The organism is Nissabacter sp. SGAir0207 (genome assembly GCF_005491205.1).
Lineage (GTDB): Bacteria > Pseudomonadota > Gammaproteobacteria > Enterobacterales > Enterobacteriaceae > Chimaeribacter.
Genome location: NZ_CP028035.1, coordinates 1,903,054 through 1,923,850, shown reverse-complemented (window position 1 = coordinate 1,923,850; position 20,797 = coordinate 1,903,054). Strand labels below are relative to the sequence as shown.

General features: G+C 61.0%; 20 protein-coding genes. 14 read left to right on the top strand and 6 right to left on the bottom strand.

All coding sequences use genetic code 11. From position 1 onward, the window contains the following. The first annotated feature begins 14 nt into the window (after positions 1–14). On the top strand, positions 15–692 hold the full coding sequence (locus tag C1N62_RS08295; protein WP_137763185.1) for an ATP-binding cassette domain-containing protein: 678 nt from the start codon (positions 15–17) through the stop codon (positions 690–692). Then, positions 689–1,465 carry an iron export ABC transporter permease subunit FetB gene (fetB, locus tag C1N62_RS08290; RefSeq protein WP_137763184.1) on the top strand — a complete coding sequence of 259 codons (777 nt, stop codon included), beginning with the start codon at positions 689–691 and terminating at the stop codon, positions 1,463–1,465. Before C1N62_RS08295 ends, fetB begins: the two co-directional genes overlap by 4 nt. On the opposite strand, the gene C1N62_RS08285 is transcribed toward fetB, so the two are convergent. Beyond that, on the bottom strand, positions 1,457–1,984 hold the full coding sequence (locus tag C1N62_RS08285; protein ID WP_168195840.1) for a GyrI-like domain-containing protein: 528 nt from the start codon (positions 1,982–1,984) through the stop codon (positions 1,457–1,459). The genes fetB and C1N62_RS08285 overlap by 9 nt on opposite strands. Before the next feature lie 163 nt (positions 1,985–2,147). Here C1N62_RS08285 and cho point away from each other — a divergent pair, with 163 nt between their 5' ends. The 4 genes from cho (at position 2,148) to C1N62_RS08265 (ending at position 6,386) form a co-directional block, all read left to right on the top strand. After that, positions 2,148–3,008 carry an excinuclease Cho gene (gene cho, locus C1N62_RS08280; protein ID WP_137763182.1) on the top strand — a complete coding sequence of 287 codons (861 nt, stop codon included), beginning with the start codon at positions 2,148–2,150 and terminating at the stop codon, positions 3,006–3,008. A gap of 400 nt (positions 3,009–3,408) precedes the next feature. After that, complete coding sequence (locus C1N62_RS08275; protein ID WP_137763181.1) at positions 3,409–4,176, top strand: FadR/GntR family transcriptional regulator; 768 nt, start codon at positions 3,409–3,411, stop codon at positions 4,174–4,176. Positions 4,177–4,317: 141 nt separating this feature from the next. Further along, positions 4,318–5,358: a Gfo/Idh/MocA family protein gene (locus tag C1N62_RS08270; protein WP_137763180.1), complete on the top strand. Its 1,041-nt coding sequence runs from the start codon at positions 4,318–4,320 to the stop codon at positions 5,356–5,358. A gap of 188 nt (positions 5,359–5,546) precedes the next feature. Then, a complete protein-coding gene (locus C1N62_RS08265) occupies positions 5,547–6,386 on the top strand; it encodes a serine hydrolase (RefSeq protein ID WP_137763179.1) in 840 nt (279 codons plus the stop codon). Between the two features lie 3 nt (positions 6,387–6,389). Here the strand turns inward: C1N62_RS08265 and apbE are convergent, their stop codons facing one another. Next, a complete protein-coding gene (apbE, locus tag C1N62_RS08260; RefSeq protein WP_137763178.1) occupies positions 6,390–7,445 on the bottom strand; it encodes an FAD:protein FMN transferase ApbE in 1,056 nt (351 codons plus the stop codon). A 114-nt stretch (positions 7,446–7,559) separates the two neighbouring features. Next, on the bottom strand, positions 7,560–8,129 hold the full coding sequence (smrA, locus tag C1N62_RS08255; RefSeq protein ID WP_137763177.1) for a DNA endonuclease SmrA: 570 nt from the start codon (positions 8,127–8,129) through the stop codon (positions 7,560–7,562). A 125-nt stretch (positions 8,130–8,254) separates the two neighbouring features. On the opposite strand from smrA, the gene C1N62_RS08250 reads away from it, so the two are divergent. The 3 genes from C1N62_RS08250 to C1N62_RS08240 all read left to right on the top strand — a co-directional run bounded on the left by C1N62_RS08250 (position 8,255) and on the right by C1N62_RS08240 (position 11,334). Beyond that, on the top strand, positions 8,255–8,992 hold the full coding sequence (locus C1N62_RS08250) for an extensin family protein (protein ID WP_137763176.1): 738 nt from the start codon (positions 8,255–8,257) through the stop codon (positions 8,990–8,992). A gap of 208 nt (positions 8,993–9,200) precedes the next feature. Further along, positions 9,201–10,013 (top strand): mannosyl-3-phosphoglycerate phosphatase-related protein, encoded by an 813-nt coding sequence (locus C1N62_RS08245; RefSeq protein WP_137763175.1) that lies wholly within the window; start codon positions 9,201–9,203, stop codon positions 10,011–10,013. Between the two features lie 100 nt (positions 10,014–10,113). Then, positions 10,114–11,334 carry a glycosyl transferase gene (locus C1N62_RS08240; protein ID WP_137763174.1) on the top strand — a complete coding sequence of 407 codons (1,221 nt, stop codon included), beginning with the start codon at positions 10,114–10,116 and terminating at the stop codon, positions 11,332–11,334. Positions 11,335–11,380: 46 nt separating this feature from the next. On the opposite strand, the gene C1N62_RS08235 is transcribed toward C1N62_RS08240, so the two are convergent. Further along, on the bottom strand, positions 11,381–11,803 hold the full coding sequence (locus tag C1N62_RS08235; RefSeq protein ID WP_168195839.1) for a peptidylprolyl isomerase: 423 nt from the start codon (positions 11,801–11,803) through the stop codon (positions 11,381–11,383). 209 nt (positions 11,804–12,012) lie between these two features. On the opposite strand from C1N62_RS08235, the gene ogt reads away from it, so the two are divergent. The 3 genes from ogt (at position 12,013) to uspE (ending at position 14,752) form a co-directional block, all read left to right on the top strand. Next, positions 12,013–12,555, top strand: a complete 543-nt coding sequence (gene ogt, locus C1N62_RS08230) for a methylated-DNA--[protein]-cysteine S-methyltransferase (RefSeq protein WP_137763172.1) — start codon at positions 12,013–12,015, stop codon at positions 12,553–12,555. Between the two features lie 286 nt (positions 12,556–12,841). Continuing rightward, on the top strand, positions 12,842–13,597 hold the full coding sequence (locus tag C1N62_RS08225; RefSeq protein ID WP_137763171.1) for an FNR family transcription factor: 756 nt from the start codon (positions 12,842–12,844) through the stop codon (positions 13,595–13,597). A gap of 156 nt (positions 13,598–13,753) precedes the next feature. Then, entirely contained in the window at positions 13,754–14,752 is a 999-nt protein-coding gene (uspE, locus tag C1N62_RS08220) for a universal stress protein UspE (RefSeq protein WP_137763170.1), read from the top strand. 65 nt (positions 14,753–14,817) lie between these two features. On the opposite strand, the gene pntB is transcribed toward uspE, so the two are convergent. After that, complete coding sequence (gene pntB, locus C1N62_RS08215; protein ID WP_137763169.1) at positions 14,818–16,209, bottom strand: Re/Si-specific NAD(P)(+) transhydrogenase subunit beta; 1,392 nt, start codon at positions 16,207–16,209, stop codon at positions 14,818–14,820. 10 nt (positions 16,210–16,219) lie between these two features. Then, positions 16,220–17,749 carry a Re/Si-specific NAD(P)(+) transhydrogenase subunit alpha gene (gene pntA / locus C1N62_RS08210; RefSeq protein ID WP_137763168.1) on the bottom strand — a complete coding sequence of 510 codons (1,530 nt, stop codon included), beginning with the start codon at positions 17,747–17,749 and terminating at the stop codon, positions 16,220–16,222. A gap of 432 nt (positions 17,750–18,181) precedes the next feature. On the opposite strand from pntA, the gene ydgH reads away from it, so the two are divergent. Together ydgH and C1N62_RS08200 are read left to right on the top strand one after the other, a co-directional pair. Further along, entirely contained in the window at positions 18,182–19,144 is a 963-nt protein-coding gene (ydgH, locus tag C1N62_RS08205; RefSeq protein WP_137763167.1) for a DUF1471 family protein YdgH, read from the top strand. A gap of 251 nt (positions 19,145–19,395) precedes the next feature. Next, a complete protein-coding gene (locus tag C1N62_RS08200) occupies positions 19,396–20,787 on the top strand; it encodes an amino acid permease (RefSeq protein ID WP_137763166.1) in 1,392 nt (463 codons plus the stop codon). Positions 20,788–20,797 lie beyond the last annotated feature (10 nt).

The following is a 20,797-nucleotide window of genomic DNA, read 5'->3' as shown; positions in this document are numbered from 1 at the left end:
AGACAGGAGTTTTCATGGCCCTTCCCCCCGCGCTACTGCGGCTTAACGGCGTCAGTTATGCGCCCAACGGCGTGCCGCTGTTGCAGGATCTCTCGTTCACCCTCGCCGCTGGCGAGTTTGTCATGCTGCGCGGCCCCTCTGGTAGTGGCAAAAGCACGCTGCTGCAACTGATCGCCGCGATGCTCACCCCGGACGAGGGGCGCATTGTGTTTGAGGGGCAGGACATCGCCAGCCTTGAACCCACCGCCTACCGCCGCGCGGTCTCCTACGGTTTCCAGACGCCGCAGCTGTTCGGCGAGAGCGTCTATGACAACCTGGCGTTCCCCTACCACATCCGCCACCAGCCGGTGGATGAGGCGCGCATCCGCCACGGGCTGGCCGAGATGGCGTTGCCCGAGGGCGTGCTGGGGAAGGCACCGACGGCGCTCTCCGGCGGGGAGCGGCAACGGGTGGCGCTGCTGCGCAATTTACAGGTGATGCCGCAACTGCTGCTGTTGGATGAGGTGACCAGCGCGCTAGATGAGGAGAACAAACGGCGGGTGGGCGACGTGATCCGCACCGAGACGGCCCGGCATGGCACGGCGGTGCTGTGGGTCAGCCATGATCCGCAGGAGGCGCGCCACGCCAGCCGCGAGCTATGGCTCGATCAGCAACGCCTTCGCCGCCGCCCGACGGCCGGGGGCGTGGCATGAACCAGCACACCATAACCAATGAGTCGCTGATGATGGCGCTTGGGCTGGTGCTCATCGCACTGCTGATTAGCCGCCGCGAGCAGCTCGGGCTGGAGCGTGACATCCTCTGGAGCATTGGCCGCGCCATCGTGCAGCTGGCGATGGTCGGCTATGTGTTGAAGTACATCTTCGCGCTGGACAACCTGTGGCTGACGCTGCTGATGGTGCTGTTTATCTGCGTCAACGCCGCGCTGAACGCCCGCAAGCGCAGCCGTAACCTGCGCCACGGCTTTGCCGTCTCCTTCACCGCAATTGGGGTCGGCACCGGCCTGACGCTGGCGACGCTGATCGCCACCGGCTCAATTGCGTTCGTGCCGATGCAGGTGATCCCGATTACCGGCATGATTGCTGGCAACGCGATGGTGGCGGTCGGGCTGTGCTACACCCAGCTCCACCAGCGGTTCCGCGACCAGCAACAACAGGTGCTGGAGATGCTGAGCCTCGGGGCGACGGTGCGCCAGTCGGCGCGCACCATCCTGCGCGACAGCATCCGCGCGGCGCTGATCCCGACGGTGGACTCGGCCAAGACCGTCGGGCTGGTGAGCCTGCCGGGCATGATGTCCGGCCTGATCTTCGCGGGCGTTGATCCGGTCAAGGCGATCAAGTACCAGATCATGGTGACCTTCATGCTGCTCTCCACCGCCAGCCTCGCCGCCATCATCGCCTGCTACCTGGCCTACCGCACCTTCTATAACCGCCGCCAGCAGCTGGTGCTGCCGCCTTCGTCACGCTGAGACAAAGGGCTGCACCGCGCCGGAGGCCAGCGACGCCCGCAGGCAGACCGACTGGTGGATCTCGATGTCGAAGTAGTCCGCCTCCGTCCCTTCGTTCAGGTAGCGTGCATAGCAGGCGCCGACGCAGGGGCGGTACTCACTCTCCTCCAGGTGGCGCTCATAAAATTCGCGCCACGCTTTCACAAAGTCGGTCTTGAAGACGCGGGTGCGCCACATGGCGTAGATGCCGCCGGGGATCACCTGCTCCTTAACCTGCACGTTGCCCCGGTTGAGTTTCTGTAGCGCCAGCGGCTCCGCATCCTCCTCCAGCGTGAAGACCACGTCGGCGCGCAGTGACTCGTTGGCCACCGTCAGCGGGTTGTCCCAATAAAGGGTAAGAATGTTGCCGCCGCTCAGGTTGCGCGCCTTGCGCCAGCGGGTGAGCTGGATGAAGCCCTGCATGATGCTGCGTTCATACGGCCCCACTACCCGCACGCCATAGACCGTCTGGTCGGGTTGTTCCAAAATGATCAAAGCCATAGGTGGTTCTCCCTCGTGCGCGAATCGGTTGCTCCTGACAGGATAGACCATGCGCCGCCTGCCAGCAGGGCGCAGAAATTGTGGCGGACAAAAGTTATACACCCTTCCGCAAATGCATCGCTTCTGATAGGCTGGATATAATTACAGTGATGGAGTAAACGTTTTGGCCAGACGCGGTTCCGCGCACCGGCTTGAGTTCGAGCCGGCCGCAATCTACCAATATCCCGAGCACCTGCGGGATTCGCTGGATGCGCTGCCGAAGTGCCCCGGCGTCTATGTATTCCACGGTGAGAGCGACGTGATGCCGCTCTATATCGGCAAGAGTGTCAATATCCGCAGCCGGGTGTTGTCGCACCTGCGCACCGTCGAGGAGGCGCGCATGTTGCGCCAGTCGCGGCATATCACCTTTATCCCGACCGCGGGCGAGGTGGGCGCACTGCTGCTGGAGGCGCAGATGATCAAGGAGCAACAGCCGCTGCACAACAAACGGCTGCGCCACAACCGCCAGCTCTGCTCGCTACAGATCCTCAATGGCAAGCCGGAGGTGGTCTACGCCAAGGAGATCGATTTCTCCCACGCGATGGGGCTGTATGGCCTCTACTCCAGCCGCCGCGCCGCCCAGCAGACCCTGCTGACGCTGGCGGATAAGTACCAGCTCTGCCACGGCCTGTTGGGGCTGGAGGCGACCCGCGCCGGGCGCGCCTGTTTCCGCGCCAGCCTTGGTCGCTGCGCCGGGGCCTGTTGCGGCAAGGAGACGCCAGAGGCGCATAATCAGCGCCTGCTGGACGCGCTGGCCTCGGTGCAGGTGGTGTGCTGGCCCTACCCCGGCGCCATCGCGCTGGTGGAGGAGCGGCCCGGCATGAAGCAATACCACATCATCCATAACTGGTTCTATCTCGGATCGGTGGAGGATTTGGCACAGGCGGCGTCACTGAAACGCACCGCCAAAAGCTTCGACAGCGATGGCTATAAAATCCTGTGCGGGCCAATTGTTCAGCAGCGCTTGCCCATCATTCCCCTCTAATGATTAGCGCCGGTTCACCTGACTGGCGCTGATATCCCACCTTTTTTATTCCGTTCCCTCACCCTTTTGTGGTATATCCCCCACGCAGCTGCTCTTTCTAACTACCGGATTTATATGAATAAATAATTGTACAATTAGGAATTCATGTAGAATTTTCCGCTAAAAATGTGTCGTCTTTCACAACATAGGAATGCCATTTTTGAAATTGCTACAAAAATGCAACTTCATTCCGCATTATGGCCTCGCCCTCAAAAGTAGTGATGATTTCGCAGGCTTCGGCCAGACCGTGGCCATCCAGGGCAAAACCAGCGGTCCCTTGTTTTGCGTTGTATTACTGAAAGATCTGTAGCTGTTACAACCTGAAATGTGTTCCTTAACGTTGGCTTCTGGGGATAGCGTAATGTGTGCTCAAGATGAAAAACCTGAGGTTCGTCGTAAACGTACTGATGAAATTGCTGATGCGATCAAAGAGAGCATCATTGTGCAAAAGTTGCAGCCGGGCGACCGGTTGCCGCAAGAGAAAGATCTGATCATCCAGTACTCTGCTGGCAAAAGTACTGTACGGGAGGCGCTGAAGGCGCTGGAAGTACAGGGACTGATCCGCACCCGCACCGGGCCGGGCGGGGGCGCGTTTATTGAGAGTATGCCCGAGGCTCGCGCCATGACCCTGCTCTCCAACTACCTGTTCGCCAAAAACATCGGCATCCGTGATATCTATGCCCTGCGCCGGACGCTGGAGCCACAGGCGGCGGTCAGCGCCATTGGCCGCATCGATGAGGCCGGGTTTCGGCGGCTGCATGAGCTGCTGGCGGTCTACGATCCCCCGCCGGGGGATGAGAGTGAAGGCGCGCGCTGGGCACAGCGCATGGCGGAGCTGGATTTCCACGGCGTGGTGGCAAGTTACGCCGAGAATGAATTGCTGGCGTTTTACTGCCGTTTTCTGCAGCGGTTGCTGAAGGAGTTGGCGGTCTGTAAAGATATCTACCTGTTGCCGCACCCGGTGGCCCGCGCGCAGGGTATCCAGTGGCAACGCCAGGTTATCGAGGCATTTCGGGAAAAAAATGCCGACGAGGTATACCGAATTACTAGCGAGCATATGCACCATGCCGAAGAGGCGATGCTCAGTTTGCAAGCCACACTTAACCAACACTTCCTGCATGATCAGTAGCACCCGTTGCAGGAGAGTGTGATCACATTCTAAATTTTTATTTCATTTTACCATTTTTTGGATTTTAAGTTTCAAAAGTGCCGTGCTTCTGGATTAGGTTAAGGGTTCTTACCCCACCTTTTTATGGACAGGACAGAACCCATGGCACTTCCAACACGACTCCCTTCCCCGCGGGCGCTGCCCGCCAACCGTATCCCGGCATTGCGATGGGGCATCTTTGGGCCAGGCTGGATCGCGGAACGTTTCACCCAATCCCTGTTGCAACACACCCACCAGAAGATCGTGGCGGTCGGCTCACGCACGCGCCACCATGCGCAGGCTTTCGCTGACAACTTTGGCATTCCGCGCGCCCACGGCGGCGGCATCGGCGCGCTGGTGAACGACCCCAACATTGATGCGGTGTATATCGCCACGCCGCACAACCACCACTTCCCGGCGGCGCTGGCCGCCATCAATGCGGGCAAGCATGTGCTGGTGGAGAAGCCGCTGGCGCTGAATGCGCAGGAGGTGCAGGCGCTGACCGAGGCGGCGTTTGCCAGGGGGGTAGTCTGCATGGAGGCGTTCTGGAGTGACTTCCTGCCGAAATTTGACGTGCTGCGCCAGGTGTTGGCCGATGGCCTGCTGGGCGAAGTGCACACCATTCTGGCGGACAACGGCGAATCCTTCACGCCTGACCACCGCATCATGAACCCGGCGCTGGCTGGCGGGCCGCTGTTGGATCTCGGCACCTACCCGGTCGCCTTCGCCACCAAAATCCTCGGCGCGCCGACGCAGGTGTTGGCGATGGGCGAGCCGGCGCCGGGCGGCGTCAATGGGCAGGCATCGATTCTGCTGCGCCACGCGGGTCATGCGCAGTCGGTCATCCATACCACGCTGTTCAGCCAGACCACCAATAGCGCGCTGATTGCTGGCAGTGAGGCGACGCTGACGCTGCCGGACTGCTTCTACGCCCCCGGCCCCTTCACCCTGATCCACCGCGACCGCCAACAGCGGCTGGTGTGGGAAGAGGAGAGCAACCGCTACCAGCAGCTCTACCATGAGGCGGAGCACTTTGCCTGGTGCATCGGCGAGGGGCTGAGGGAGTCGCCGGTGCGCCCGCTCTCTGACAGCCTGCTGACCATGCAGACCATTGATGAGGTGCGTCGCCAGCTCGGCATTGTGTTTGAGGAGGAGAAGGCGTAACCCTGAGCCGTTTTTGCCACGGCTGAAAAATTTCCATACACCCTGTGCCGGTTGCACACACTTTGCCGTGCCCCCTTGGGGCATGGCTTCACTTTTCCTCCATCATTGGTCGGCAGACTGGCGTCACCCTTAACTGTATTAATTAACTTATTAATTAATCCCTTATGATTGAGTGAACCGCCTTTCCCATGTCTTGCTCCCTGTTGCCCCGCCGCCTGTTTGCCCGTGCTCTCCTGCTGTTGCCGCTCCTGACCCTGCTTCTGCCACCCATGCTGGCGCACGCCGCCGCCCACCCGCCGCGGCTCCAGTCGCGCTCCATCTATGTGATCAATGCCGTCAGCGGCCGCACGCTGTATAGCAAAAACAGCGCGCACGCCTATCCGCTGGCGTCATTGACCAAATTGATGACCGCGATGGTGGTACTGGACAGCCACCGGCCGCTGGGCAACCGCATTCAGGTGAAGCCCGCCGACCGTGATTTGCTGAAGAAGACCGGCTCGCGCCTGACCGTCAGTTCGGTGCTGTCACGCCGCGATATGTTGCACATCGCGCTGATGTCGTCGGAGAACCGGGCAGCAGCGGCGCTCAGCCGCTACTATTCCGGCGGCCGCCCCGGCTTCCTGCGCCAGATGAACCGCAAGGCGCGGGCGCTGGGGATGCGCCACAGCCACTTCTTCGACCCGACCGGCCTCTCGCCGCGCAATGTCGCCTCGGCGCGGGATGTGGCGCGCATGGCGCGCGCCGCCTGGCACTACCCGCTGATCCGCCGCTTCTCCACCGACAAGGGCCAGGTGGTCTACCCCGGCCACGGTCGGCTGGTCTACCACAGCTCCAATGGGCTGATCCACAACCACCACTGGCGCATTCAGTTGCAGAAGACCGGCTTCACCGATGAGGCCGGGCACTGCATGGTGGTGCGCACGCTGATCCACGGCAAGCCGGTGCTGATGGTGATCATGGGCGGCAAGAACCGCTATGCGCACTATGCCGACGCGCTGCGGCTGAAGAACTGGCTGGAGCGGCGCTGAGCGCTACTTCTCCTCGTCGAGCAGGAACGCCCTGAACTGCGGTGACATGTAGCTGGTGAAGCGGTCGCCCTCACGGGTCACCAGATAGACCGCCAACCCTTGCTGTTTCGCCACCGCCAGTGCCTGCTCGGTGCCGAGCAGCATCAGGCCGGTGTCCCAGGTGTCCGCCAGCGTCGCGGTCGGGGCGATCACCGTGGCCGAGACCAGCTTATGGGTAATCGGCCGGCCGGTGTCGGGGTCAATGATGTGGGAGATGCGCTTGCCGTCCAGCTCGTAGTAGTTGCGGTAGCTGCCGGAGGTGCTGATGCCGTGGCCCTGCAAGTTCACAATCGCCTGTACCGCGTTCTCACGGTCGGTGGGTTTCTGGATCGCCACCCGCCACGGCTGGCCGCTGGCGTTCACACCGCGCGTCAGCACCGCGCCGCCCACCGACACCAGATAGTTGCCGATGCCGCGCTGCTCCATCAGCCGCGCCAGATGGTCAGTGGCGTAACCTTCCCCCACCGTGGAGAGATCCACATACAGCCCCGGCAGATCCTTTTGCAGCCACTGGCCGTCGGCGCGCGCGCTGACCGTCAGGTGGCGCAGCCCCACCCGCTGGCGTGCCTGCGCAATCTGCTGGTCAGTCGGCGTCTTCACCGGCTGCTTGTCCGGCCCGAAGCCCCACAGGTTCACCAGCGGCCCGACGGTGATGTCCATCTTGCCGCGGGTCAGGGTGCCAATGCGCAGTGCCGTGGTGATGACATCCGCCATATCAGCGCTGATCGGTTGCGGATCGGTGCCGGGATAGCGGTTGAAGCGCGAGATGAGGGAGTCTGGCTTGTAGGTGGAGATCTCCCGATCGTCACGCTCCAGTACCTGCCGCACCGCTTGCTCCAGCGCCGGGCGCTGCGCCGCCTCCACCCCCGCGACGTTGACGCGGTAGGTGGTGCCGAAGATGTGGCCCTCAATCACCATCGCCTCGGCAGGCGGATCGTCGCGCTGGCAGCCAGCCAGTAACAGGGCCGCCAGCAGCGGCAGGGTCAGGCGCGGGGCGCGAATCAGGAAGGCGTGTGGCATAGGTGGTTGTCCAGCAAAAAAAGGAGGCGCTGATTTCAACAAATCACGCGGCAGATTGCAGCAACCCCGCGTCAACAAAAGGGAAAAAACCGGCACGGTGGCCGGTTTTTTGTCTCAGCGGCTGTGCTTGGCGTGCATCTCCCAGTTGTGCTGCTTGGCTTGCGCCGATTTTTTCAGCACCACATAGCAGGCACCCGCCCCGCCATCCTGTTTCAGCGCCTCGCAGTAGGCCTGCACCTCCTCCAGCTGTTTCAGCCAGCGGGCGACGTAACTGCGCACAATGTTGGCGTGGCTGCCCGCCTCGCGCCCGCGGCCATGCACAATCAGCAGCGTGCGCCACTGGTTCTCCTGCGCGCTGAGGTAGAAGGCAAACAGCTCCTCGCGACAGGTGGCGACCGGTTTGCGGGTCAGGTTGAGGGTGGCCTGCGGGGGATATTTGCCCTTGCGCAGCTTGTCCAGCACCCCCTGTTGCACGCCGGGATCTTTGTAGTCCAGCGCCTCATCGAGGGGAATGATGTCCAGCATCCCTTGGGTCAGCGGGTTCTCCAGCGCCTCGAGCTGCGCCTGTACCGCCTCCCGGCGGGCCGCGTTGCTGCTGGTTTTGAGGTAAACCACACTGCGTTTTCCTGACAGCGGGGTCACATCCGCCATCTCCTGACTGAACAGGTCTTCTTCATCACTCATAATGGTTTCCTCCTGCGGCTATTGTAGCCATGATGTTGCATACGGCAAATACCCCGCGCCGGGCAGTCTATACTCAAGCGACAACCGTCCGGCAACGCCGGCGGACACAACCGGACGGGGAGCGCATGGCATACGGAGTGGGACAGGCAATAAAGGGACTGGTGCTGTTGGCGGCGGCAGGCACGGCCGCCTCACCGTGGGTCTTCCCCACCTGGCGCGCCCAGCTTGAGCGTTATATCCCTCCCGGCTACAACCCCTTCAGCCCGCTGACGGTGGATGACCCGCCCACCTTCATCACCCGTTATAAGCTTAAGCAGTTGCAGCAAGATCCCGCCGCCTGTTTGCAAGTGCTGGAGCAGGCACAGGCGCGCGGCCGCATCAGCTACGCCCTGCCCGGCGCGATGGGCGGCAAGTGCCCGTTGCCCAACCCGGTGCGCGTCACACGCTTTGGCAAGGTGGCGCTCAGCAGCAGTTTCCTCGCCAGCTGCCCGATGGCGCTCAGCAGCGCGATGTTTGTCAGCCAGACGGCGGCCCCGCAGGCCGAGGCGCTGCTTGGCAGCCGCCTGACGCGCATTGATCACCTCGGCAGCTACGCCTGCCGCAACATCTACCACCGCGAAAATGCCCGGCTCAGCGAGCACGCCACGGCGGAGGCGCTGGACATCTCCGCCTTCCGGCTGGCCGACGGGCGCACCCTCAGCGTGCTGAAGCAGTGGCCGCAGGAGGGGCCGGCCGCTGGCTACCTCCATCAGGTCTTCAGCGAGAGCTGTGGCTTCTTCGGCAACGCCCTTGGCCCGGAGTACAACGCCGCCCACGCCAACCACTTCCACCTCGGGATGCGCGGCTATGGCATCTGCCGCTGAACCATAAGCCACGCTGTAGGATCGGTGGGCAGTTTGCCTTTGCGCAACAGCATCCACTGCCAAAGGCAGGGAATGGCTCTGATAATATTCAGAATTTGACTGTTTACAGCTTAACCATTGCCTGTCTGAATAGCGTATATACTTTTATAGGATATGCAGAGATCGCAGGAGAGCCTTATTGGCGCTGCGGATGATTTGGGGAGAGATAATGCCGTATCTGGATAATTCACTGCTGATCTTTACTGACCTGGACGGAACACTGCTGGATCACCACGACTATAGCTGGCAACCGGCGCAAGGCTGGCTGGAGCGGCTGGCCGCGCATCAGGTGCCGGTGGTGATCACCACCAGCAAGACCGCCGCCGAGGTGGCGGCGCTGCAAAAGGCGCTGAAACTGGAGGATGCGCCGTTCATCGCCGAGAACGGTTCGGTGATCGCCCTGCCGGAGAGCTGGCGCGACCACATCGCCTACCCGCGCAAGGTGTTTGGCGCCGAGTATGGCGAAATCCGAAAAATCATTGAGGATCTGCGGCTGCGCTATGATTTTGAGTGCCGTGGATTTGGCGATGTCTCGCCGGCGCAGGTGGCCGACTGGACGGGCCTGCCAGAGGAGGAGGCGCGGCAGGCGATGATGCGGGAAGGCTCGGAGCCGCTGGTGTGGTTCGGCAGCGACAGCGACCTGAAGCGGTTTGAGGAGTACCTGCACCACGAGGGGCTGATGCTGACCCGTGGCGGGCGCTTCTGGCATGTGATGGCCGCTGGCGTCAGCAAAGGCCAGGCCGTGAGCTGGCTGACCGGCGAGTACCGCCGCCTGCGTGGCCACCCGATGGTCACCATCGGGCTGGGCGACGGCCCGAATGATATCTCCATGCTCAACGCCGTTGACCGGGCGGTGGTGATCCTTGGCCACCACAACCAGCCAATGCCGCTGGAGCATGATGACAAAGAGCGGGTGTTCCACACTACGCTGCATGGCCCGCAAGGCTGGAAGCAGGGCCTGTCCCACTTTATCAAAGGCTGAGAAGCGGCAAGGGAGCCGCAGCCTCTGGGAAAGCCGCGCGTTGGCATTCGCGTACTGCTTCAGACCCAATACTTTTATCTATTCTAAAATTGGAGAGTGTATGAGCGATTTTTATCAGGACGGTGTGATCACCAACTTCCATAACTTTTCCCGCCGCAAGCTGGAGGAGCTGGAGTATGACCTCCAGGTCTTCTCTGGCCGCCGCGCCATGGGGCTGATCCTGCCCTCGCTCTTCTCTGAACTGGAAGGCCCGGCGCTGACCCACATTGTTGATGAGCTGTGCAAGGTCAGCTATCTGGAAGAGATCGTCATCGGCCTGGATCGCGCCGACCGCGACCAGTTCCTGTTCGCCCGTGAGTTCTTCAGCCGCCTGCCGCAGCGCCACCGTATCCTGTGGAATGATGGCCCGCGCCTGAAGGCGCTGGATGAGGAGCTGGCCAAAGAGGGGCTGTCACCGCAGGAGCCGGGCAAGGGGCGCAACGTCTGGTTCTGCGCGGGCTACACCCTCGCCTCGCGCCGCACCACCGCCGTCGGCCTGCACGATTGTGACATTGTCACTTATAACCGTGAGATGCTGGCGCGCATGATGTACCCGATCGCCAACCCGAACTTCCACTACGACTTCTGTAAGGGCTACTACGCGCGCGTCGCCAACGGCAAACTGAATGGCCGCGTCGGCCGCCTGCTGGTCTACCCGCTGCTGAAGTCGCTGGAGCGCGTCTATGGCCGCTCTGACTTCCTCGAGTACCTGCGTAGCTACCGCTACCCGCTCTCCGGTGAGTTTGCGATGCGCACCCACGTGCTGAACGACCTGCGTATCCCGAGCGACTGGGGCCTGGAGATTGGCGTGCTGTCGGAGTTGCACCGCACCACCTCCACCAAGCGCATCTGCCAGGTGGACATTGCCGACAACTACGACCACAAGCACCAGCCGATGTCCGAGGATGACGCCACCGCTGGCCTGCAACGCATGAGTATCGACATTACCAAGGCGCTCTACCGCAAAATGGCGATTCTGGGTGTGCCGATCACCAGCGAATCCTTCCGCGTGCTGCGCGCCACCTACTACCGTACCGCGCTGGACATGATTGATGACTTCGACCATGACGCACGGATGAACGGCCTGACCTTCGACCGCCATAGTGAGGAGTCCTCGGTGGAGATGTTCTCCAACGCTATCATGGAAGCGGGCGCGGCCTTCACTGACACGCCGAGCGAAAAACCCTTCATCCCGAGCTGGAGCCGTATCCAGTCCGCCTTCCCGGACATGCTGGAGCGCATCTACGACGCGGTGGAGAAGGACAACGCTGGCGACGTCTAGTCGCTTCGCCAACAATCAGGGCGCCCTACGGCGCCCTTTTTTATGGTCACGCCTCGCTGGCGGGCGGTAGCCAGACCCCGTGCGGACGGATGCCGCTACAGTAGAGGACGTGGAACCCTTCCGGCGTGCGGAAGATTGGGCTGAGGGTCTCTGACTCCATCGCAAACAGCACCCGCTCCAGCGCCGCCGGCAACATGCCGCGTGTGACCCAGCCGAGCGCGCCGCCGTTGTCGGCGTCAGAGTAGCGGGCCGCCAGCCGGTGGAAGCGGCGGATGTCAATCAACAGGCGTTGGTAAAGGCTGCGCATACGTTGCTCCGTTTCAGTGGCCTGCTCCGGGGTGCAGGCCAAAAAAAGGTGTCCCGCCAGTCGGCGTTCCGGCAGATGCACCTGCCGGGCTGGTGGCGCTGACGTCGTAAGCGGCTCGGCGGCAAGGTGCGAGGCCGCCCGCTGCTGTGGATGTGTAAACATGCCCTGCTCTGCCATAGTCCCCTCCCATGCGCCGCAACGCGGCCTCTCATCTCTATTAAGCAAAGCTTATGCCAGCCAAATCGCCAGCAAAATGGCGGCCACGCGCTGGCTTATGGCGAAAAGTGGTGCAGCGCCTGCACTTTGGCGGTGAACCCTGCACTGCAAAGCACGTTGTGCTACGCTGGGCCGACCTTTTCAGGAGAGCACACATGCTGACACTATTCATGGATAAGCTGGCGACCCCGCTGGGCGATCTGCTGCTGGTGGCGGACGAACAGGGCAATTTGCGTAGCGTTGAGTGGCTGGAGTTTAAGGAGCGGATGGATCGGCTGCTGGGCCTGCATTATGGCCGACAGGGGGTTGAGCTGCGCGAGGCGCGCGATCCGCATGGCCTTACCCGTGCGCTGGCCGATTACTTCGATGGCAATCTGGGCATCATTGATACCCTGCCCACCGCCACCGGCGGCACCGAATTCCAGCGCCAGGTGTGGGCGGCGTTGCGCACCATTCCCTGCGGCGAGACCCTTAGCTATGGCGCGCTGGCACAACGGCTTGGCCGACCGGGAGCCTCGCGGGCGGTGGGAGCGGCCAACGGCGCCAACCCGATCAGCATCGTGGTGCCCTGCCACCGGGTGATTGGCAGCGCGGGCGTGTTGACCGGCTATGCCGGTGGCGTGACGCGCAAGGCATGGCTATTGCGCCACGAGGGCGCCAGCCTGAGGCAAAATCAGCAACAGTTAAATTTAATTTAAATAAATTTAAAGCTTTAATGGCGGCCTTAATAAGCAATAATTTTGCTGAATAACGCCGCTTTTTTCTTTTTTTTGTGCGGGCTGTCACGAATTTTTTGCACAAAAAAACGCCAATTACAGCGCCGCGCAATCTCCCTACGCAAAATAAGTCTTAATTTTCATGTGCCTATAGCTAAACCTCGGTTATGTATCGATATTTTGACATGGCACAAAGTTGGTGTGGCTTATCAGTGTCCTTAAAAGCTGGTAAAATTGACCAATATCAAACCACGACTGAGCCAATATTATGATCCCGGAAAAACAGCGCATCATTCGACGTATCCAGTCTGGCGGTTGTGCCATCCACTGCCAGGATTGCAGCATCAGCCAATTATGTATCCCCTTTACCCTGAATGAGCATGAGCTGGACCAGCTCGACAATATCATTGAGCGGAAAAAGCCGATCCAGAAAGGCCAGGCCCTGTTCAAGGCGGGCGATGAACTGAAGTCGCTGTATGCCATTCGCTCCGGGACCATCAAAAGCTACACCATCACCGAACAGGGCGATGAGCAGATCACCGGCTTCCACCTGGCGGGCGATCTGGTCGGCTTCGACGCCATCAGCAACCTGCAACACCCCAGCTTTGCGCAGGCGCTGGAGACCTCAATGGTGTGTGAAATCCCCTTCGATACCCTCGACGACCTCTCCGGCAAAATGCCCAACCTGCGCCAGCAGATGATGCGCCTGATGAGCGGTGAGATTAAGGGCGACCAGGATATGATCCTGTTGCTGTCGAAGAAAAATGCCGAGGAGCGGCTGGCGGCCTTTATCAATAATCTCTCCCGCCGCTTTGCCCAACGCGGCTTCTCGCCACGCGAATTCCGCCTCACCATGACCCGCGGCGACATCGGCAACTACCTCGGCCTGACGGTCGAAACCATCAGCCGCCTGCTTGGCCGTTTCCAGAAGAGCGGCATCCTGAGCGTCAAGGGCAAATACATCACCATTGAAAATGGCGAGGCGCTGGCGCAGATGGCTGGCAACCCGCGTAAAGTGGCATAACCGCCCTTCGTTTAATCCTGTAAGTCATGCATTTTGACGGATCGATAAATTCCAGCAATTTATTGATCCGTCACACTTCTCCGTCTGTCCTGTTCGCCAATGTTGAGTTACTCTTGATCTGACAGTCTGTGTTTTACAGCTCTGTGAGGAGGAGTTATGGCGAAGTATCAGAACCTGCTGGTGGCAATTGACCCCAACCAGGATGACCAGCCCGCCCTGCGGCGCGCGGTCTACCTGGTGCAGCGCAACGGCGGGAGGATCAAAGCCTTCCTGTCTATCTATGATTTCTCATATGAAATGACCACCTTGCTTTCGCCAGACGAACGGGCTGCCATGCGCCAGGATGTGATCGGCCAGCGCGCCGCCTGGATCAAGGAGCAGTGCCGCTACTACGTGGAGACCGGCATCCCGATTGAGATCAAAGTGGTCTGGCACAACCGCCCCTATGAGGCGATCATTCAGGAAGTGCTGGCTGAGCACCATGATCTGGTGCTGAAGATGACCCACCAGCACGACCGGCTGGAGTCCGTGATCTTTACCCCCACCGACTGGAACCTGCTGCGCAAATGCCCTTGCGCCGTCTGGATGGTGAAAGACCAACCGTGGCCGGAGAACGGCAAGGCGCTGGTGGCGGTCAACCTCTCCAGCGAGGAGCCGTACCACGATCCACTTAACTTGAAACTGGTGCAAGAGACGCTGGAGTTGGCGCGCAATGTCAACCAGACCGAAGTGCATCTGGTGGGTGCGTACCCGGTCACGCCAATCAATATTGCCATTGAGCTGCCCGACTTTGACCCCAGCGTCTACAACGACGCCATTCGCGGCCAGCACCTGCTGGCGATGAAGAGCCTGCGGCAGAAGTTCATGATGGGCGAGGAGCTGACCCATGTGGAGAAGGGATTGCCGGAGGAGGTGATCCCGGATCTGGCCGAGCACTTGCAGGCTGGCGTGGTGGTGCTTGGCACCATTGGCCGCACCGGCATCTCCGCCGCCTTTATCGGCAACACCACGGAGCATGTGATTGACCACCTGAAGTGTGACCTGCTGGCGATCAAGCCCGATGATTTTGTCTGTCCGATGGTGCTGGAGTCGCAGGAACCGGCGATGCCAACGGCGGAACCCACCCCGCCCAATGAGAATAACCCGGTGCGCTGACGCGCCGGGCCATAAAAAAAGGGTCGCCTCGGCGACCCTTTTGCTTTTTTGCGTTTGCCCTGCCCTTACAGCGCGCGCAGGATGGCGTCCACGCTCTCTTTGGCATCGCCGAACAGCATCTGGGTGTTCTCTTTGAAGAACAGCGGATTCTGCACGCCAGCGTAGCCGGTATTCATCGAGCGCTTGAAGACGATCACATTGCGCGCCTTCCACACCTCCAGCACCGGCATCCCGGCGATGGGGCTGCGCGGATCCTCCTGCGCGGCCGGGTTGACGGTATCATTGGCACCAATCACCAGCACCGTATCGGTGTCGCTGAAGTCGTCATTGATCTCATCCATCTCCAGCACGATGTCATACGGCACTTTGGCCTCCGCCAGCAACACGTTCATGTGCCCCGGCAAGCGGCCCGCCACCGGGTGGATGCCAAAGCGCACCTGGATGCCACGCGCGCGCAGTTTGGCGGTGATGTCATGCACCGGGTACTGCGCCTGCGCCACCGCCATGCCGTAGCCGGGGGTGATGATCACCGAGGAGGAGCCTTTCAGCAGCTCCGCCACCTCTTCCGCCGTGGTTTCGCGGTACTCGCCCATCTCCTCGGCATCGCCGGTCGAGGCACCATCACTGCCAAAGCCGCCGGCGATCACGCTGATGAACGAGCGGTTCATCGCTTTGCACATGATGTAGGAGAGGATGGCACCCGACGACCCCACCAGCGCACCGGTGACGATCAGCAGGTCATTGCTGAGCATGAAGCCCGCTGCCGCTGCCGCCCAACCGGAGTAAGAGTTGAGCATTGAGACCACCACCGGCATGTCCGCGCCGCCAATCGAGGCCACCAGATGCCAGCCGAAGGCCAGCGCGATCAGGGTCATCACCAGCAGTGCGAACACCTGCCAGCCGACGCTGTCGGTGCGCACAAAGATAATCAGCATCGCCAGCGACACCACCAGCGCCGCCAGATTGAGCTTGTGCCGGTTCGGCAGCATCAGCGGGCGCGACGAGATTTTGCCGCGCAATTTGCCAAACGCCACCAGTGAGCCGGTGAAGGTCACGGCCCCGATGAAGATCCCCAGGAACACCTCCGTCAGGTGGATGTTCTCCATCACTGGCATCATCGGCGCATCGCCGTGATCGAGGAAGCTGTTGAAGCCCACCAGCACCGCCGCCAGCCCGACAAAGCTGTGCAGGATGGCGACCAGCTCCGGCATCTCGGTCATTTCGACCTTGCGCGCCAGATGGACACCGATGGCACCGCCAATGATCATCGCCAGGATGATCCAGCCGACGCTGCCGCTGTCCGGGCCAAGAATGGTGGCAATCAGCGCAATCGCCATCCCGGTCATGCCGAAAATATTGCCCTGGCGGGATGTCTCATGCTTCGACAAGCCGGCCAGGCTGAAAATAAATAAAATCGCCGCAACAATGTATGCTGCCGTAACCAATCCCTCAGACATCTGCGACCCCTTAGTGTTTGCGGAACATCTTCAACATGCGCTGCGTGACGGTAAACCCGCCAAAGATATTAATGCTGGCGATCAGCACCGCGATGAATGAGAAGAAGCTCACCCAGCCGCCGTGGTCAATCTGCAACAGCGCCCCCACCACGATAATCCCGGAGATGGCGTTGGTGACGGACATCAGCGGCGTATGCAGCGCGTGGCTCACGTTCCACACCACGTAATACCCCACCACGCAGGCGAGCGCGAACACGGTGAAGTGCGAGAGGAAGTCACGCGGCGCGGCATCTGCCAGCCAGCCGAACAGCACCAGCGCCACCCCCGGCAGCAGCAGCTTTTTCCATAGCGGCAGGGGCGCTTTCTCCACTGGCGCGACCGGTGCCGGGCTGGCGGCTGGTTTGGGCTGGGCGGAGACCTGGATCGGCGGGGCCGGCCAGGTGAGTTCACCGCTGCGCACCACGGTCACGCCGCGCACCACGGTATCCTCGAAATCGATCTCAATGTTGCCATCTTTCTGTTTGCACAGCAGTTTCAGCAGGTTAACCAAATTGGTGCCGTAGAGCTGGGAGGATTGGGTCGGCAGGCGGCTCGGCAGATCGGTATAGCCAATGATGCGCACGCCGTTCTCGGTCACCACCACCTGATCCGCCACCGTCAGTTCACAGTTGCCGCCGGTCTGCGCCGCCAGATCGACAATCACGCTGCCGGGCTGCATCGCGGCCACCATCTCACGGGTGATCAGCTTGGGCGCCGGACGGCCGGGGATCAATGCAGTGGTGACGATGATGTCCACCTCTTCCGCCTGCGCGGCAAACAGCGCCATCTCCGCCTTAATGAACGCCTCGGACATCACTTTGGCATAGCCGTCGCCACTGCCCGCCTCTTCTTGCAGATCCAGTTCGAGGAACTGCGCGCCCATGCTCTGCACCTGCTCCTTCACCTCCGGGCGGGTGTCGAAGGCGCGCACAATCGCGCCCAGGCTACCGGCAGCACCGATGGCGGCCAGCCCGGCCACGCCCGCGCCAATCACCAGCACCTTGGCGGGTGGCACCTTGCCAGCGGCGGTAATTTGCCCGGTAAAGAAGCGGCCAAACTCATGCGCCGCCTCCACAATCGCCCGGTAACCCGCGATGTTGGCCATCGAGCTGAGGGCATCGAGGGATTGCGCACGCGAGATGCGCGGCACAGAGTCCATCGCCAGCACCGTCACCTGCCGCTCCGCCAGCCGTTGCAGCAGTTCCGGGTTCTGCGCTGGCCAGATAAAGCTGACCAGCGTGGTGCCCGGTTGCAGCAACGCCACCTCCTGCTCGTCCGGGGCGTTAACCTTCAGGATAATGTCCGACTGCCAGACGTCCTGGCCTGCAACCGTCTGGGCGCCTGCCCGCTGGTAAGCGCTATCCTCAAAGCTGGCCGCCTGTCCGGCCCCCTGTTCAATGGCGACGCTGAACCCCAGTTTCAGCAGCTGCTCCACCGTTTTCGGCGTCGCAGCCACCCTGGCTTCGTTGGTCGTCCGCTCTTTAGGTACACCAATGCGCATAATGATCCTTTTACCTGTGAAAGGTGGTTATAAGGTGATGCCTCTGTGCAGCGCCCGGCGGAAAAGCCCGCGTCCGGTTATGAAATTCCCTGCGGCAGAGCCGGTTTAAGCTACTGAAGTTGTGACCGCTGATCTATAAATGCCCCCGCCACGCGGCAGGTATTTGTAAAAACTGGAAGGCAGCGCGCTTTTTTGCCTCGTGAATTACAAGAAAAAACAACAATTACTCAAAATCTTTGCAAACTTATTGCCAACCTGGCGCATGGCGTTTTTTAACCAATTTGCCCGGCGCACACTGGCCTGTAACATAAATAGCTGAGACACTTCTTGACTTACATGTAATAATTGACGCCGTTTTGTTATACATCACTGTTACATAACAAGAAGTCAGCACGTGACTTAAGTCAATGCGCGAGGCGAAAGGATTTATTTATGAAGCTGAAGAACACGATCATCGCATCAGCCCTGTTTTCAATGTCTGCGCTGTCCGCTGCCCATGCCGCGCAGGAGCTATCCCCTGAGAAAGCCGCGACCCTGCAAGCCAGCGATCGCATTGTCGTCTCTGGCCGTTTCAACGCCATCAATGAAGCGGCGGAAGCTGTCTCCAAGCGGGCGGACAAGGCGGGGATGGATGCCTTCTATATCCAGGACATCAGCAACAGCAACAACGGCGGCAACTGGCGGGTCACGGCCGATCTCTACAAAACCACCACTGCCCCGGAGCCGGCCAGCGACGGCCGCACCTACCGTGAATTCAATGGCGTGCGCGAACTGCCGAAAACCGAAGCGTACCGCCTGGAGCCGTACGATACCGTGACGGTCAGCGGTTTCTTCCGCAGCCAGCCGGACATCAGCGACGCCATCTCCAAGGCGGCCGTGAAGAAAGGTGCCTACGCCTTCTTTATCATTCGCCAAATTGACGCCAACCAAGGTGGCAACCAGTTCATCACCGCCTACGTCTATAAAAAAGATGCGCCAGAGCGCAAGGTGCAAAGCCCGAACGTGATCCCGGCTAACTCCGAGGCGGGCAAGGCGGCACTGGCCGCAGGCGGCGCGGCGGCGAAGCAGGTTGAGATCCCCGGCGTGGCCTCCTCCGAGACCCCGAGCCGCAACGTTGGCCGTTTCTTCGAGACGCAAAGCTCCACCGGCGAGCGTTACACCGTGACCCTGCCGAACGGCACCAAAATCCAGGAGCTGAACAACGCCACTGCCGCGCAGATGGTGCCGTTTGACTCCGTGACCTTTACCGGCCACTTCGGCAGCATGACGGACATCTCCTCCGAGGTGGCCAAGCGCGCCGCCGACAAGGGCGCGAAGTTCTACCACATCACGCGCCAGTGGGAGCAGAACCAGAGCGGCGGCAACCTGACCATCAGCGCCGACCTCTACAAGTAACCCTGCCACACTGCGATCAGGCAGCCCACGGGCTGCCTTTTTTCTGCCCCCTCTGCCACGCACTGCATAAATTGTTTATTTATGCGCTTCTTATGCATAATTTTAGGTGGCAGTCATTGCATCACCCGCCGTCACTCCGTAGAATCGCCCCACTTTTTCAGGGCAATCCCCCGAGATAAGTCCGCAGGCATAAGTATTTATGCTGGCGATGATTAAACACTTGGTCATATATTCTGCATTGGAATAGGACATTGGAAAAAAAATTAGGGTTAACCGCACTGACCGCGCTGGTGCTCAGCTCCATGCTGGGCGCGGGTGTCTTCAGCCTGCCACAAAATATGGCCGCCGTGGCCAGTCCCGCCGCCCTGCTGGTGGGCTGGGGCATCACGGGCGTCGGCATTCTGTTCCTCGCATTCGCCATGCTGCTGATCTCAAGATTGAGGCCAGATCTGGATGGCGGCATCTTCACCTATGCCAAAGAGGGCTTCGGCGAGCTGGTCGGCTTCTGCTCCGCCTGGGGTTACTGGCTCTGCGCGGTGATCGCCAACGTCTCCTATCTGGTGATCGTGTTTGCGGCGATCAGCTTCTTCACTGACTCACCAGGGCACGTCATCTTTGGCGATGGCAACACCTGGCAAGCGCTGATTGGCGAGTCGTTGCTGCTGTGGGGCGTACATGCGCTGGTGCTGCGCGGCGTCCAGACCGCGGCGGGCATCAATATGGCCGCCACGCTGGCGAAGCTGCTGCCGCTCGGGCTGTTTGTGGTGCTGGCCGCCCTCGCCTTTAAGCTGGAGACCTTTAAGCTGGACTTCACGGGACTGGCGCTGGGCAAGCCGGTGTGGGAGCAGGTGAAAGACACCATGCTGTTTACCCTGTGGGTGTTTATTGGCGTTGAGGGGGCGGTGGTGGTCTCCGCCCGCGCGAAGAACAAGCGTGATGTCGGCCGCGCCACCATGCTGGCGGTGCTGAGCGCGCTGGGCGTCTACCTGCTGATTACCCTGCTCTCCCTCGGCGTGCTGCCGCGTGCGGAGCTGGCGGAGATGCGCAACCCTTCGATGGCTGGCCTGATGGTGGATTTGATGGGGCCGACAGGCCGCTGGATCATCGCGGCTGGGCTTATCATCTCCGTCTGCGGCGCCTACCTGAGCTGGACTATCATGGCCGCCGAAGTGCCGTTGCTGGCCGCGGCACAAGGGGCGTTCCCGCGCATCTTCCACGGCCAGAACCAGTATGACGCGCCCGCGCCTTCGCTCTGGATCACCAATGGCTCGGTACAGCTGGCGCTGGTGCTGATCTGGCTGACCGGCAGCGACTATAACAACCTGCTGACCATCGCCTCCGAGATGATTCTGGTGCCCTACTTCCTGGTGGGTGCCTTCCTGTTCAAGCTGGCGCGCCAGCAACGCGCATGGGGCCTGACCCTGGCGGCCAGCGGCGCCTGCCTGTATGGGCTGTGGATGCTCTACGCCTCCGGGCTGGTGCACTTGCTGCTGTCGGTGCTGCTCTATGCGCCGGGCCTGCTGGTGTTCCTCTACGCCCGCCGCGAACAGCCGAACCGTACCGCGCTGAATCGGCTGGAACTTTCCGCCGTCGCCCTGCTGCTGCTGGCAAGCGTGCCGGCTGGCTGGTTTATGGCGCACTGATCGCGTCATC